At 61.7% G+C, this 14,752-nt stretch carries 16 protein-coding genes; 10 read left to right on the top strand and 6 right to left on the bottom strand.

From position 1 onward, the window contains the following. Positions 1–3: 3 nt before the first annotated feature. From hemC to rsd, 6 genes are all read left to right on the top strand, one after another. Positions 4–945 carry a hydroxymethylbilane synthase gene (gene hemC / locus NVB75_RS18940; RefSeq protein ID WP_258342787.1) on the top strand — a complete coding sequence of 314 codons (942 nt, stop codon included), beginning with the start codon at positions 4–6 and terminating at the stop codon, positions 943–945. Beyond that, entirely contained in the window at positions 942–1,709 is a 768-nt protein-coding gene (locus NVB75_RS18935) for a uroporphyrinogen-III synthase (RefSeq protein WP_258342786.1), read from the top strand. The genes hemC and NVB75_RS18935 overlap by 4 nt, the downstream gene beginning before the upstream one ends. 18 nt (positions 1,710–1,727) lie before the next feature. Further along, positions 1,728–2,846 (top strand): uroporphyrinogen-III C-methyltransferase, encoded by a 1,119-nt coding sequence (locus NVB75_RS18930; RefSeq protein WP_258342784.1) that lies wholly within the window; start codon positions 1,728–1,730, stop codon positions 2,844–2,846. A 5-nt stretch (positions 2,847–2,851) separates the two neighbouring features. After that, positions 2,852–4,093, top strand: coding sequence for a heme biosynthesis protein HemY (locus tag NVB75_RS18925; protein WP_258342782.1), 1,242 nt, complete (start codon positions 2,852–2,854; stop codon positions 4,091–4,093). A gap of 237 nt (positions 4,094–4,330) precedes the next feature. Then, a complete protein-coding gene (locus tag NVB75_RS18920; RefSeq protein ID WP_063033880.1) occupies positions 4,331–4,852 on the top strand; it encodes a disulfide bond formation protein B in 522 nt (173 codons plus the stop codon). 206 nt (positions 4,853–5,058) lie between these two features. After that, positions 5,059–5,517, top strand: a complete 459-nt coding sequence (gene rsd, locus NVB75_RS18915) for a sigma D regulator (RefSeq protein ID WP_258342780.1) — start codon at positions 5,059–5,061, stop codon at positions 5,515–5,517. Positions 5,518–5,570: 53 nt separating this feature from the next. Here the strand turns inward: rsd and NVB75_RS18910 are convergent, their stop codons facing one another. Then, entirely contained in the window at positions 5,571–6,236 is a 666-nt protein-coding gene (locus NVB75_RS18910; protein WP_258342779.1) for an FKBP-type peptidyl-prolyl cis-trans isomerase, read from the bottom strand. Positions 6,237–6,428: 192 nt separating this feature from the next. Between NVB75_RS18910 and NVB75_RS18905 the strand changes: the two genes are divergently transcribed. Beyond that, on the top strand, positions 6,429–7,658 hold the full coding sequence (locus NVB75_RS18905; RefSeq protein WP_258342778.1) for an AlgP family protein: 1,230 nt from the start codon (positions 6,429–6,431) through the stop codon (positions 7,656–7,658). On the opposite strand, the gene NVB75_RS18900 is transcribed toward NVB75_RS18905, so the two are convergent. After that, positions 7,655–8,116, bottom strand: a complete 462-nt coding sequence (locus NVB75_RS18900) for a TIGR02444 family protein (protein ID WP_258342777.1) — start codon at positions 8,114–8,116, stop codon at positions 7,655–7,657. The two genes, NVB75_RS18905 and NVB75_RS18900, sit on opposite strands and share 4 nt — an antisense overlap. A gap of 50 nt (positions 8,117–8,166) precedes the next feature. On the opposite strand from NVB75_RS18900, the gene NVB75_RS18895 reads away from it, so the two are divergent. The 3 genes from NVB75_RS18895 (at position 8,167) to NVB75_RS18885 (ending at position 11,445) form a co-directional block, all read left to right on the top strand. Then, a complete protein-coding gene (locus tag NVB75_RS18895) occupies positions 8,167–10,077 on the top strand; it encodes an ATP-binding cassette domain-containing protein (protein ID WP_258342776.1) in 1,911 nt (636 codons plus the stop codon). Next, positions 10,077–10,640 carry a mechanosensitive ion channel family protein gene (locus NVB75_RS18890; RefSeq protein WP_258342775.1) on the top strand — a complete coding sequence of 188 codons (564 nt, stop codon included), beginning with the start codon at positions 10,077–10,079 and terminating at the stop codon, positions 10,638–10,640. Before NVB75_RS18895 ends, NVB75_RS18890 begins: the two co-directional genes overlap by 1 nt. 172 nt (positions 10,641–10,812) lie before the next feature. Continuing rightward, positions 10,813–11,445, top strand: coding sequence for a LysE family transporter (locus NVB75_RS18885; RefSeq protein ID WP_003208844.1), 633 nt, complete (start codon positions 10,813–10,815; stop codon positions 11,443–11,445). Between the two features lie 141 nt (positions 11,446–11,586). On the opposite strand, the gene NVB75_RS18880 is transcribed toward NVB75_RS18885, so the two are convergent. The 4 genes from NVB75_RS18880 to NVB75_RS18865 are packed head-to-tail and all read right to left on the bottom strand — an operon-like array spanning position 11,587 to position 14,736. After that, a complete protein-coding gene (locus NVB75_RS18880; RefSeq protein ID WP_258342774.1) occupies positions 11,587–12,330 on the bottom strand; it encodes a penicillin-binding protein activator LpoB in 744 nt (247 codons plus the stop codon). Positions 12,331–12,333: 3 nt separating this feature from the next. Beyond that, positions 12,334–12,921 (bottom strand): penicillin-binding protein activator LpoB, encoded by a 588-nt coding sequence (gene lpoB, locus NVB75_RS18875; protein WP_076013106.1) that lies wholly within the window; start codon positions 12,919–12,921, stop codon positions 12,334–12,336. A 35-nt stretch (positions 12,922–12,956) separates the two neighbouring features. Continuing rightward, positions 12,957–13,328, bottom strand: a complete 372-nt coding sequence (locus NVB75_RS18870) for a YcfL family protein (RefSeq protein ID WP_003214024.1) — start codon at positions 13,326–13,328, stop codon at positions 12,957–12,959. 10 nt (positions 13,329–13,338) lie between these two features. Further along, on the bottom strand, positions 13,339–14,736 hold the full coding sequence (locus NVB75_RS18865; RefSeq protein ID WP_258342773.1) for a COG3014 family protein: 1,398 nt from the start codon (positions 14,734–14,736) through the stop codon (positions 13,339–13,341). Between the last annotated feature and the right edge of the window lie 16 nt (positions 14,737–14,752).

The raw sequence follows: 14,752 nt of genomic DNA, 5'->3' as shown, positions 1-14,752 counted from the left end.
TCCATGTCCTCTCGCGAAATCCGCATCGCCACCCGTAAAAGCGCCCTGGCCTTATGGCAGGCCGAATACGTCAAAGCACGCCTCGAGCAGGCTCATCCCGGCCTGAAGGTGTCCCTGGTGCCCATGGTCAGTCGCGGCGACAAGCTGCTTGATTCGCCATTGTCGAAAATCGGCGGCAAGGGCCTGTTCGTCAAGGAACTGGAAACCGCTCTGCTGGAGAACGAAGCCGACATCGCGGTGCATTCGATGAAAGATGTGCCCATGGACTTCCCCGAAGGCCTGGGCCTTTTTTGCATCTGCGAGCGCGAAGACCCACGCGATGCTTTCGTTTCCAATACCTACGCCTCTCTTGCTGAACTGCCGCTGGGCAGTGTCGTCGGCACCTCCAGCCTGCGTCGCCAGGCACAGTTGCTGACCCGCCGCCCAGACCTGCAAATCCGCTTTCTGCGGGGCAACGTCAATACCCGCCTGGCCAAGCTCGACGCCGGTGAATATGACGCGATCATCCTCGCGGCAGCCGGCCTGATCCGCCTGGGTTTTGAAGACCGCATCACCTCGGCCATCAGCGTCGAAGACAGCTTGCCGGCTGGCGGACAGGGCGCCGTGGGTATCGAGTGCCGCACCGCCGACAGCGAAATTCATGCGCTGCTCAAGCCGCTGGACCACCAGGACACTGAAATTCGCGTCACCGCCGAACGCGCTCTGAACAAGCACCTCAACGGTGGCTGCCAGGTGCCGATCGCCTGTTACGCCGTGCTCGAAGGCGAGAACCTCTGGCTGCGTGGCCTGGTGGGCGACCCGAGTGGCGGGTTGCTGCTCACTGCAGAGATTCGCGGGCCGCAAAGCGAGGCGACCAGCCTGGGTATCAAAGTCGCCGAGGAACTGCTGGAGAAAGGCGCCGGTGCCATTCTGCAAGCGGTCTACGGCGAGGCAGGTCCGCAGTGACGCAATGGCGTGTGCTGCTGACGCGGCCTGCCGAGGAGTCGGCGGCCCTCGCGGCGACGTTGTCTGAGGAAGGTATCTTCAGCAGCAGCCTGCCGTTGCTGGAGATCGAAGCGTTACCCGTCACGCCTGAGCAACACGCAATCTTTCGCGAGCTGGACCGTTATTGTGCGGTGATCGTGGTGAGCAAGCCGGCGGCGCGCCTGGGTTTGCAGTTGTTGGCTCAACACTGGCCACAGCCACCGGCATTGCCGTGGTTCAGCGTCGGTGCTGCTACGGCGCAGGTGTTGGCTGACCACGGCCTTGATGTCAGCTATCCCAAGGAAGGCGACGACAGTGAAGCCTTGCTTGAACTGGTCGCCTTGCGCGAGGCTATCGCTCGGCCTGGGGCCCGGGTGCTGATCCTGCGGGGCGAGGGCGGGCGCGAGTTGCTCGCTGAGCGTTTGCGCGAGCAAGGTGCTAGTGTCGACTATCTGGAGTTGTACCGCCGTTTCCTGCCGGATTACGACGGTGCAACCCTGATCCAACGCATAAACGTGGAACGCTTGAACGGCGTGGTGGTCAGCAGTGGGCAGGGTTTTTTACACCTGCAAGCCCTGGCCGGCACAGATTGGCCCCTGGTGGCACAACTGCCGTTGTTTGTGCCCAGCCCGCGAGTCGCCGAGATGGCGCGTGCCGCTGGCGCGCAAAAAGTTGTGGATTGTCGTGGCGCCAGTGCCGCGGCTTTGTTAGTGGCGTTACGGAGTTTCTCCGTTCCCACTCTCTAATACGCAAAGGATGGATACGTGAGCGAAACAGCCTTGCCTAAAGATGAAGCTCAGCCTGCGCTTGATGCGCCCGTTGAGACACCGGTCACCACCGCCCCGCGCCGTGGCAACGGCCTGGCTATCGTGGCCTTGTTACTTGGCGCAGCCGGTGTTGCCGCCGGCGGCTGGGGGATCTGGCAGGTCCGCGCACTGCAGGCGAGCAGCCAGCAACAGCTGGGCCAAGTGCAAACCCTGGACGACCAATCCCAGAGCCTCAAACAGAGCCAACAGCAGCTGTCGGCACGCCTGGGGCAGTTGCCCGGCGCTGAGGAACTGGAAGAGCGCCGCCGGCTGGTGGCGCAATTGCAGGGCGACCAGCAGCGCTTGAGCCAACGCCTGGAAACCGTGCTGGGCGCCAGCCGCCAGGACTGGCGCCTGGCCGAGGCCGAACACCTGATCCGCCTGGCCAGCCTGCGTCTTTCCGCCTTGCAGGACATCAACAGTGCCCAGGCGCTGGTTCAGGGCGCTGACGAAATCCTCCGCGAACAAAGTGACCCGGGCTCTTACGCCGCTCGTGAGCAGTTGGCCAAGAGCCTCGCCGCGTTGCGCAATATCGAACAGCCGGACCGTACCGGGCTGTACCTGCAACTGGCAGCATTGCGCGATCAGGTCGTGCAACTGGCGGCCATTGCTCCTGAGTACCAACTCCCGGAAGCCGCCAATGGGGGCCGTCCGACCACCGATACGGACAGCCGCTGGAGCCAGTGGTGGGAGCAGATTTCGCGGTATTTCCGCATCGACTTCAACCCCGATGACAACATTCGTCCGCTGCTGGCAGGGCAAGGTCTGAATCAGGTGCGTCTGGCCCTGAGCCTGGCGCTGGAGCAAGCGCAATGGGCGGCGCTCAACGGCGAGCCGGCGGTGTACAGCCGCTCCCTGGGCGAGGCCCGCAGCGTGTTGCAGGACAACTTCAATCAAGACAACCCGCAAAGCAAAGCCATGCTGGCGCGTATTGCCGAGCTCGAGCCCAAGGCCGTCTCGGTGGTAACGCCTGACCTGGCCGCGAGCCTGGCTGCCGTGCAGGCTTACCTTGACCGTCGCCACCTGTCTGCCGAAGAAGCCAAGGCTTCCGCTGGCAAGCCGGCGACCCAGGAGTAAAGCCGATGAAGCGCTTCTATGTGATCCTGGTGCTGGCGATTGCGATCGCCCTGGCACTGGCCGTGGGCATTTCGAAACACACCGGTTACGTGCTGATTACCTATCCCCATGTGCTGCATTACGAGTCCGGGCTGTGGTCGACGCTGGTGGCGCTGTTTGCCATCGGCCTGGCGATCTATCTGGTCCGGGTGCTGCTTAGCCTGGTGCTGACTTCGGGTGGTGTGGTCAACCCGTGGTCGCGGCGCAATCGTAGCCGTCGGGTGCAGGTCGCCATTGAACAGGGCCAGATGGACCTTGCCGAAGGGCGTTGGGCCAGTGCCGAGCGTCACTTGCACCGAGCGGCCGAAGCGGAACGCCAGCCATTGCTCTACTACCTCGGCGCCGCGCGCGCGGCTAACGAGCAGGGGCGTTATGAGGAAGCGGACGGCCTGCTGGAGCGCGCGCTTGAGCGCCAGCCCCAGGCCGAACTGGCGGTGGCCTTGAGTCATGCGCAGTTGCAGATGGACCGTGGCGACACTGATGGCGCCCTGGTCACCTTGCAGGCCATGCATGAGCGTCATCCGCATAACGTCCAGGTATTGCGTCAATTGCAGCGGCTGTATCAACAGCGTGGTGATTGGTCTTCGGTAATCCGGCTGTTGCCGGAACTGCGCAAAGACAAAGCGCTGCCGCCTGCCGAGCTGGCTGACCTGGAACGTCGCGCCTGGGGCGAGAACCTGACCCTGGCTGCCCAGCGCGAAGAGCAGGGCGAGGCCGGCCAGCAGTCCCTTGAACGGGCCTGGCAACAACTGACCTCGGCCCAGCGCCAGGAGCCGCAACTGGTGCTGGCTTACGCCGAACAACTGCGCCAATTGGGCGCGGATGCCAAGGCTGAAGAAGTGCTGCGCGGCGCGCTCAAGCGCGAGTACGACAGCCATCTGATCAGGCTCTACGGCCTGCTGCGTGGCAGCGATCCGGCGAAGCAACTGAAGTTTGCCGAAGGCTGGCTCAAGGATCATCCAGGCGATGCCAGCCTGTTGCTGACCCTGGGACGCCTGTGCCTGCAAAACAGCCTGTGGGGCAAGGCGCGGGACTACCTGGAAAGCAGCCTGCAGGCGCAGCGCAACCCTGAAGCCTGTGCCGAACTGGCACGCCTGCTGGCGCAGTTGGGCGACACCGAGCGCAGCAACCAGTTGTTTCAGGAAGGCCTGGGCCTGCTGGACAAGCGTCTGCTGGCGTCACCGCTGCCGGTGCCGGCAAGGGTTTGACGTAGGAAACAGTGTAAGGGTTGCCTCAGGATTTTCTGGTGGCTAACCCTTCAATAGCGCGCTATAGCTGTAGTCAATATGGCTTGTAGTAAACTCCTACGCAGACGCGCGTTTAATCACTCGCCTTCTGACGGGATATCCCTACGCTCTCGCGGAATCGTCTGCTCCGACGCGTATTGAAAGGGGTAAGGCCTTTCCTCTACCGTAACTACCTATCTCTTGCGTTGCGGATAAACAATGTCTTTGGCCCCCTCACGCTCCCTGTTCCTCCTGGCGTTCCTGGCTGGTGCGCTGACGCTGGGCGCGTCCTTTTACCTGGAATATGCCGCGCTTTTGCGGCCGTGTTTCCTGTGTCAGGTGCAACGAATTCTTGTGGCTGCCTTCACGCTGATCAACCTGGTGGCGGCGATTCATGGGCCCAAGCGGTCCGGGATCTACCTGTATTGGGCGTCCAGCATGGGCTGTGCAGTGTTGGGCGCCATCACTGCGGTACGCCAGGTGCTGCTGCAAAATACGCCGCCGGAACAGCTGCCGGCCTGTTGGCCAGGCCTTCAATCCATGATTGAAAACCTGTCGCTACGGGAGGCGTTGGCGCTGATCTTCAAGGGCACCGTCGACTGCGTGGAAATCAACTGGACGCTGTTCGACTTGAGTATTCCCGAGTGGAGCCTGCTGTTCTTCGTGGCCATGCTGATCCTTGGCGTAGCGCAGTTCTCGCGGCTGCTGTTGAGCCAGCGGTTTGGCCTTGCGCGGCACTGACAGGTGCCCGCAGGTTGTAGGAATGGATTAAACACTTGTATGAACTTTCTCTCCTGCGTACCTTGATGCCATAGTCATGCGGGCATAATCTGGCTCGCACGCGTTATTGAAACAGACTGTTCGATGCACCTTTGCCCGGTTGCCGCTTTAACCTTGAAGTGTTGCGCGGGCAGTGTGCGGCGCCCCTATAGGGAAGAGAGATCATCATGCTGGAAAGTTGTCAGAATGCTCAGGAACGCTGGGGTGGGGTGCACAAACTGATCGATGTTTGGTTGAAGGCGCGTCACGAACTGGTTCGGGCCTTTGATGCTCTCGGTGCCAAGCCCGAAGCGCTAAGCGAGAATCGCAAGCCGTTGCAGGAATTCTGTGGGGTATTGGTGGATTACGTCTCGGCGGGGCACTTCGGTGTCTACGAGCAGTTGACCAAAGAGGCCGAGGCTTTCGACGATCAACGTGGCCTGGACTTGGCAGAGACGATTTACCCGCGCATCGATGTCATCACCGAGAAGCTGCTGGCGTTCAACGACCTGTGTGACGCGGGCAAGTGCGTTGCCGAAAAATTCAAAGAGCTGGGCGGTTTGCTTCACGAGCGTTTCGAGTTGGAAGATTGCCTGATCGAAGTGCTGCACAACGCTCACAAGGAAGAGTTGACGGCTAAAGCCTGACTCGCCGCAACACAAAAAAACGGTGCGCATTGCGCACCGTTTTTCGTTTGGGCTCAGGCACCCGCGCCAAGCAATTCGATCTCGAATACCAGCGGCGTATAGGGTGGGATCAACTCGCCCGCACCCTCAGCGCCATAGGCTTGGTCGGATGGGATCACCAGCCGCCATTTCGCGCCTACCGGCATCTGCTGCAATGCGCTGCGCCAGCCGCTGATCACACTGTCCAGGCGAAACCACTGGGGTTGTGTGCTCTTGTCGAAGACCGTCCCGTCGGGTAACCGCCCAACATAATTCACTTGCACGCGATCATCGGCCGCCGGCTTTTTCCCGCTGCCAGGGGTCAGTTCGGTCAACAGGATGCCGTCTGCCAATTCGCGCACGCCACTTTTGGATTTCTCACTGGCTAAAAATTGCTGTTCGGCAGCGAGTGCCTTTTCACTTTGTGGCGCTCGATTGTCCGGCGCATTTTGCGCTTCGTGCTGGGCAAGGATCTGTTCGATGCGCGTGTCGTCCAGGGCCAGTGGCTTACCTTGATAGGCCTGTTTGAGTCCGTCGATCAGTGCCTCGATTTGCAGGCCCGGCATCTCCTGGCGCAGACGCTCACCCAGGCTTGCGCCCAGGCTGTAGGCCAGGTCGTGGTCATCTTTGGACGGCAATTTCTCACTCGCATTGGCCACTGAAAGCGCCACGCTCAACACTAAAAAAAGGTAACGCGACATGGGCGTTCTCCAGCCGAAAGTGCGATGGATTATGCCAGTGTGAATGCTTAAAAAGTGGCGTGGATTTTCGTTATATCAATAAGAATTTTCGTGCGGTGCAACGCAAGCCAATCGATACTGTCAACATGCCCTAGCGGCGGTAAGAGCAGAGGGCTAGTATGAGCCGCACCCACGTCAGCCAGGAGGTAAACCATGTCGGCCAAACAGAAGCCTGTAAATACCCCGTTGCATTTGCTCCAACAACTTTCGGGCAGCCTGCTCGAACATTTGGAAAGCGCTTGTTCACAAGCCTTGGCTGATGCAGAGAAGTTGCTCGCCAAGCTTGAAAAACAACGCGGCAAAGCTCAGGAAAAACTGCACAAATCCCGTACCAAACTGCAAGGCGCAGCGACCGCTGGCAAAGCCAAGGCACAAGCCAAAGCCAAGGACGCCGTCAAAGAACTTGAGGACTTGCTCGACGCCCTCAAGGATCGTCAATCCGAAACCCGCACCTACATTTCCCAACTCAAGCGTGATGCCTCCGAGAGCCTGAAACTGGCTCAGGGTGTTGGTCGTGTGAAGGAAGCTGTAGGCAAAGTGCTGAGCACTCGTGCTCCGGCTAAAGCCGTTGCAGCCAGCGCAGCGAAGAAGCCAGCCAGCAAAGCAGTCGCCGCCAAGGCACCTGCGAAAGCTGCAACCAAGCCTGCGGCAAAAGCACCGGCTAAATCGGCTGCCAAGCCAGTTGCTAAAACCGCTGCCGCAAAACCAGCCGCCAAGCCAGCCGCTAAAACCGCTGCTGCAAAACCAGCCGCCAAGCCAGCTGCTAAAACCGCTGCTGCAAAACCAGCTGCCAAGCCTGCTGCTAAAACTGCTGCTGCAAAACCAGCTGCCAAGCCAGCTGCTAAAACCGCTGCTGCAAAACCAGCCGCCAAGCCAGCTGCTAAAACTGCTGCTGCAAAACCAGCCGCCAAGCCTGCTGCTAAAACTGCTGCTGCAAAGCCAGCTGCCAAGCCAGCTGCTAAAACCGCTGCTGCAAAACCAGCCGCCAAGCCAGCTGCTAAAACCGCTGCTGCAAAACCAGCCGCCAAGCCAGCTGCTAAAACTGCTGCTGCAAAACCAGCCGCCAAGCCTGCTGCTAAAACTGCTGCTGCAAAGCCAGCCACCAAGCCAGCCGCTAAAACTGCTGCTGCGAAACCAGCTGCCAAGCCAGCCGCTAAGCCTGCTGCTGCGAAACCAGCTGCCAAGCCAGCTGCTAAGCCTGCTGCTGCGAAACCAGCCGCAAAACCAGCCGCCGCCAAGCCTGCACCGGCCAAGCCAGCTACCCCAGCTGCAAAGCCAGCAACACCGGCCGCACCGGCTGCCAGCACCGCAGCGCCAACCGCTCCGGCCAGCAGCACGCCTGCACCGGCAGCGCCAAGCGTCACCCCAACCAGCGCTTCCTAAGTGTTGGTGACTGCGGCGCGCAGCTGATGCAGCGCGTCGTGGTCAAGGTTGGCGGTTTCGGCCGCCAGTCCTTCAAGCCACGCTTGAGCTCCCGCCTCGGCCATCGGCCAAACCTGCGCAACGCCTTCCAGACGCGATAGCAGCAGCCGCTCAGCTTCCAGCTCCAGGGCCTTGACCCGCTCCCGTAATGCTCCCAGCTCAGCATCGTGCTGCGCCAGGGCCCGCCATTGCGTGCGCACTTGCCGCAGCGGCCCGACCACCTCCGCCTGCCACGGCTCAGCGACCTGCCGCAGTGCCTGCAAACGCGACGTTTCCGGCGCCACGCCACGCTGCTCCAGCCACAACCCGCACAACATCAGGCACACATCAGCCCCTTGCGCCTGCAAGCGCAGGCACGCGTCCTCGACGCCCGGGCGGGCGTAAGTCGAGAGGGCAAAGCTCCACAGGTCAGCGCACATATTCACACCCAAGCCAGCGGCCAACGAAGCTGGTAGACTCCGCCGCCATTATGATCCGACTTCAAAGCCTAACATTACAGCGTGGCCCGCAACGTCTTCTCGAAGACGCCGAGCTGACCCTGCACGCCGGTCACAAAGCCGGCCTGATCGGTGCCAACGGCGCCGGCAAATCCACGTTGTTCGCCTTGCTGCTGGGTGAGCTGACGCCTGATTCCGGGGACTGTCTGCTGCCGGCCGACTGGCGCATCGCCCATATGCGCCAGGAGATCGACACCCTCGACCGCATTGCGATCGACTACGTGCTCGATGGCGACCTGCGCCTGCGCCAGGTGCAACACGACCTCGCCGAGGCCGAGAAAGCCCAGGACGGCGCCGCACAGGCCCGCCTGCACTCGGAACTGGACAGCGCCGACGGCTACACCGCCGACGCCCGCGCCCGCAAGATGCTTGCCGGCCTTGGCTTTACCAATGAACAGATGGATCGCCCGGTCGCCGACTTCTCCGGCGGCTGGCGCATGCGCCTGAACCTGGCCCAGGCGCTGATGTGCCCCTCGGACCTGTTGCTGCTTGATGAACCGACCAACCACTTGGACCTCGATGCGATCCTGTGGCTGGAAGACTTCCTGAAAAGCTACCCGGGCACCTTGCTGCTGATTTCCCACGACCGGGATTTCCTCGACGCCGTGGTCGACAACATCGCCCACGTCGACCAGAAGAAAATCACCCTGTACCGCGGTGGCTACAGCGCCTTTGAGCGCGCCCGTGCCGAACGCCTGGCCCAGCAACAGCAAGCCTACGAGAAGCAGCAGGCGCAACGTGCGCACATGGAAAGCTACATCGCCCGGTTCAAGGCCCAGGCCACCAAGGCCCGTCAGGCCCAGAGCCGGATCAAGGCCCTCGAGCGCATGGAAGAACTGTCGGCGGCCCACGTCGATTCACCGTTCGACTTTGTGTTCCGCGAGTCGGTGAAAATCTCCAGCCCGTTGCTGGACTTGTCCGACGCCCGCCTGGGTTATGGCGACAAGACCATCCTCGAGAAGGTCAAGTTGCAGCTCACCCCCGGCGCGCGGATCGGCCTGCTCGGCCCCAACGGTGCTGGCAAGTCGACGCTGATCAAAAACCTCTCGGGCGAATTGCAGCCTTTGGCCGGCCGCCTGGTGCGCGGTGAGAACCTGGTGGTGGGCTATTTCGCCCAGCACCAGTTGGACTCCCTCGACGCCAAGGCCAGCCCGCTGCTGCACTTGCAGCGCCTAGCGCCGACCGAACGCGAACAGACTCTGCGAGACTTCCTCGGTGGTTTCGACTTCCGTGGTGCGCGCATCGACGAGCCAGTGTTGAATTTCTCCGGCGGCGAAAAGGCCCGCCTGGCCCTGGCGTTGATCGCCTGGGACCGGCCAAACCTGCTGCTGCTCGACGAACCGACCAACCACCTCGACCTGGAAATGCGCCTGGCGCTGACCATGGCCCTGCAGGAATTCAGCGGCGCGGTGTTGGTGGTGTCTCACGATCGGCACCTGCTCAAGAGCACCACCGATAACTTCCTGCTGGTGGCTGACGGCAAGGTCGAGGAATTCGACGGCGACCTGGAAGACTACGCGCGCTGGCTGTCGGACTACCGCCTGCGCAACGCGCCGGTCAGCAACACGCCGGTCAACCCGGACAAGACCGACAAGAAGGCCCAGCGCCAGGCCGCTGCTGCATTGCGTCAGCAGTTGGCACCACACAAGCGTGAAGCCGACAAGCTGGAAGCCGAGTTGGGCAAGATCCACGAGAAGCTGGCGACGATCGAAACCAGCCTGGGTGACAGCGCCATCTACGAGCCGGCCCGCAAGGATGAATTGCGCGACCTGCTGGCCGAACAGGCCAAGCTCAAGGTGCGTGAGGCACAGTTGGAGGAGACCTGGATGGAAGCCCTCGAACTGCTGGAATCCTTGCAAGCGGAGTTGGAGGCGCTGTCCTGATGGAGGCGCTGCAACTGCCACTGCCGGCCCAGTGGATCGCGCCGATCTGGGTGGCCGTACAGATTCTGCTGATCCTGCTGGCTGGCTATCTCGCCCAGCGTTTCGTTGCCAAATGCCTGAACCGCCTGGGGGAACGTTATCCGTTCCCGCCGCAGTTGCTGATGCCCCTGCGCGGCGGCCTGCGCTGGCTGATCATGGGCAGTGCGCTGATCTTTGTGCTGGAGCGCCTGGGCGTGTCCGCCACGGTGCTGTGGACGGCGTTGTCGGGCTTTGTGGCGGTGGCTGCAGTGGCGTTCTTCGCCATGTGGTCGGTGTTGTCCAACTTGCTGTGCGCCATTCTGATCTTCACCGTCGGGCCGTTTCGCTTGGGAGACGTGGTCGAACTGGTGGACACCGTCGACAAACCCGGCGTCAAAGGCCGGGTGGTGGCGATCAATTTGCTCTACACCACCCTGATCGAAGTGGAAGAGGCCGGTACCGGCAGTGTCATGGTGCAAGTGCCCAACAGCCTGTTCTTCCAGCGCTCGGTGCGCCGTTGGCGCGACAGTGGCGTACTGCCTTAATCTGTGGCGAGGGAGCTGCCGTGGCGAGGGAGCTTGCTGTGGCGAGGGAGCAAGCTACCTCGCCACAGCAAGCCCCCTCGCCACAAAGGCGCATCCCAAAATTTTTCTAGCCATTTCTCGGCCAGCAGCGTTAGTTTAGAAACATTCAGCAAACTCAGCTCTGAGGTGTGTAATGGCTCTCGACACATGGCTGGCTTTTTTCCTGGCCAGTTGGATCATCAGTCTCTCTCCTGGCGCCGGCGCCATTGCGTCGATGTCCAGCGGCCTGCAATACGGTTTCCTGCGTGGTTACTGGAATGCCCTGGGCCTGCAACTGGGCCTGGCGATGCAAATCGCCGTGGTCGCTGGCGGCCTGGGGGCGATTCTTGCGGCATCTTCCACCGCGTTCTATGCGATCAAGTGGTTCGGTGTGGCGTACCTGGTGTACCTGGCCATCAAGCAATGGCGCGCGCTGCCAACCGACCTTAGCGATGACGCGGCGATCCGCCCGATCGGCAAGCCGATGGCGATGATGTTCCGTGGGTTTCTGGTCAACGCCAGCAACCCCAAGGCCCTGGTGTTCATGCTGGCGGTGTTGCCACAGTTCGTGAACCCGCAGGCGCCGTTGCTGAACCAGTACCTGATCCTGGGCGCGACAATGATCTGCGTGGACATGATCGTGATGGCTGGCTACACCGGGCTGGCGTCGAAAGTGTTGCGCTTGCTGCGCACACCGAAACAGCAGAAACGCATGAACCGCACGTTTGCCGGGCTGTTTGTTGGTGCGGCGGGGTTCCTGGCCAGCTTGCATCGCGCAACCGCGTAATTGACGAAACCGGATCAAAAATGTGGGAGCGGGCTTGCTCGCGAATGCGCAGTGTCAGTCACCAGATGTATTGACTGACCCACCGCATTCGCGAGCAAGCCCGCTCCCACATTGGTTTTATGTCGGTAGCGGGATTTTCGTTCAGCGCAGGATCTTCGGCGCTTCATCCCGTGGCAGGTTATTGCGCAATGCAGGCTGCCCCGGTTGCTCCTGATAAACACCGCCCAGTTGCTCGGCCAACTGCCGCGCAACATCCTCGCCCAACGCCTTCGACACTTCCCGCACCACGCGAGGCCGGTTCAGGCTCACGCGCACGTCACGGTTGTTCACCAGCTTGGTGTCCTGGCCTTCGCCCATGGCGGTAAACGCCGAGGTGATCTCAAAGGTGCGGGTGTTGATCAGGCTGAAATCCGCCACCAGCGTCAGGCCCAGCACCGCCGAATAGCTGTTGGTGTGGTCCAGCGCGTTGACGTCCTGGGTGAAGTCGATGTCCGACAAGGTGCCGAACAACACGTAGTCCGCGCCCTTGAAGTTACCGGCCTTGATCCGCTTGATCACGTCATACACATCGCCCTTGGCGTCAGCGGTGTAAGGCGTGCCCTGCACCAGTTGGAACTGCCGCGACTTGAGGATTTCCCCCTTGATGTCGCCGCTGAACTTGCGCAGTTCGGTCTGCTCGATGTAGCTGTTGCGGCTCTCGTACTCGCTGTAGCTCGAGCCGCCGCTGGCGTTGTAGGCGCTGGCCTGGAAGTTGTTGCTCGCCGCGACCAGGTGGATGTACTCCTCCACCCGGGCCTCGTAGGCCAGGTCGGTCACCGCGATCTTCGGTGCGGCCGAGGCGCCAAAGGCGCACAACAGGCCGATCATGCCAATCCATGCACGCATTGCTTAGCGCTCCGTGGTCTTGCGGATTTCTTTTTCGTCCATCCATTCGGCCAGGCCGCTTTCCACGTCAATCAGTTGCAGGCTGAACTTGTAGAACACGTCCTTGTAGTCCGAGCTGCGCTTGACGATAGAGCTGATGGAGCCTTCCAGACGGTACTTGGCGGCGACCATGTTGCCGGTCTTGCTGACGGTCGACTTCTTGTACAGGCCGCTCTGGTTCTGCAGCTTCAGTTGGTCGACCTGGCTTTGCATGTCGGTGTTGTCGCTGGCGAAGCGGGCGGTACCGGTCTTCATCAGCTGGGTCTTGATTGACGTGGTGATCTCGCGGGTATCGATGTACTCGCTGGTCTTGTTCTTCACGTCATACACCTGCACCACCGGGCGGCCCTGGAGGATGCCGGACTGGGCCAGGGAGCGGGTCATGCTTTCGGCGATCATCTGCAGGTCGGTGGAACCGAACTCGTTGGTCACCAGTTCCACGGCCTTGGTGTCGCCGTAGCTGATGTTTTTACCGCCCAGTACCGGCGAGGTGTTGGCGCAGCCGCTGGCCATAACGGCGACCACAGCGAGGAACGAGAAGCGTGCAAACATGGGGATGTCTCTCTGAAACTGAAGGAGTGGGCGGATCAAGGCGTCTTCACTTCCAGGCGGAAGTCGGCAGCCTGGGGCAGGTTGGCGATGGCCGGCAGGAAGGTCGCCTGGTTGGCGTAGAGGTTCAGCACTTTCCAGGTCTCTTCGTCGCCCACCGGGAAGCCGTCGGCACCCAGCCAGGCGAAGCGGTAATACATCATCTGGTTGCTGCTGGTGATATTGCTCAACTGCACCTTGGCGGTCAGGAAACCGTTTTCCCGGGCGACGCGGATGGCGCCGACGGCGATGCCTTTGAACTTGCCCATCACCACGATTTTGCTCGCGGCGCTGCCGGGCTCCGGCGGTGGCGGGGTGGCGCAACCAGCCAGCAGGATCAGCGCCAGGGCGCCGAGGATGAAATGACGCATAGCGTGCTCCTTAAGGTTGTTTGAGAGTGGCGACGGCCTGGGGCGGATTGCTCTGCACCACGTGGGCCGCGAGACCGCCGGCGAATACCTGGTTGCCGACCACCCGCAGGGTGATCACCTGGTAGCGCTGGTCGGCCTTGACCGTTACCAGCGTGCCGCCCAGGGCGTTGGGCAGGCTGACCTGGTGCTCGCCGTGCTTGAGGCGCAGGCGTGTCACTTGGGTCATGTCCGGCAAGGTGCGCCAGGTGCGGGTGTCGGCGCCTTCGGTGACGGCCGAAGCGATACCGAGTACCAGGCCCGCCATCGGGTTGGTCTTGTTCAGGTTGTTCTGGGTGACGCCGCGAGTGACGGCCCGCACGGTGGTGCGCAGGATGATGCCCGGCATGTCATCCCGCAGGGCGCGGCGGGACATGGCGGTGGTGCTGTTGAGAGCCGTGAGGTTCTGCTGCTGGCCGTCGACCCCGATCTGCGCGAAGGTCGCGGTGGAGGTGTCGGGCTTGATCACCGGGAACGACAGTGGAGTGATCACCAGGTGGCCGTCGATGGGGATCGGCAACGGCAGGCGAATCGAGTCGCGGGCCGGTGCCAGGCCGCTTTGCACCACGATCAGCACGTCGGTCTCGTCGGCACCGACTTTGGATTTGTCCAGGTTGAGCAGCGCCTGTTCCAGCAGTGGAGTGTTGGGGCGCAGTTCGGCGGCCTTGCGGTAGCCCGGTGCGGCCAGGTCTTTTTCGCCCAGGGCTTCGTAGACGAAGCCGGCCAGGTAATGGCTGAACGCGCTCTGGTAGCTGTTCTTCAGGCCCACCACTTCCGGGGCATTGAGGCTTTCCACCGGGTAGCCGCGCAGGTCCTTGAACTGGGTCGCGATGCCTTGGCGCTCGGCTTCGTTTTCGCTCTTGAGGTATTCCTTGTCCCGCAGGTCGGCAATCACCGCTTCGCGCTCGTGGGTCTTCTTGATCTCGGTGCGGGCGCCGTCGAAGTCATTCAGCGCCAGCAGGTTCAGGGCCATCTGGGTGGTGAGCATGACTTTTTCGTAGTCGTAGCCTTCGTAGCGGCGGACCTTGTCATTGACCAGGAAGGCGCCGAACTGCGCGAGGTACTTATCGGTGTCGAACTTGACCGACTCTTCCCACTTGTATACTTGCAGGTCGGCACTGCGCCAGGCGGTCTGGCTGCCGGTCAGGTCGCCCTTGGCCCGCAACAACTCGCCCTTTTCGAAGTAGTAGAGAAGGTCCTTGTCGTCGCCGGTGTTGTTCTTCTCAAGCAGGGTCAGCGCGCCGTCGACATTGCCGGTGGCCAACTGCTGATTGGTGGCTTGCAGCTCGGTGTCGTAGCTGCGGAACATCGAACAACCGGACAGCAAGGTGACTGCTGCGAGCGCGAGCGAGGTAAAGGCGCGAGATGCCATCGAGGAGCTTCTTCCC

Source organism: Pseudomonas sp. CBS, from assembly GCF_024734645.1.
Taxonomy (GTDB): Bacteria; Pseudomonadota; Gammaproteobacteria; order Pseudomonadales; family Pseudomonadaceae; genus Aquipseudomonas.
Note: the sequence above shows the minus strand (reverse complement) of the source record. Positions and strands in the feature narration are given on the sequence as shown.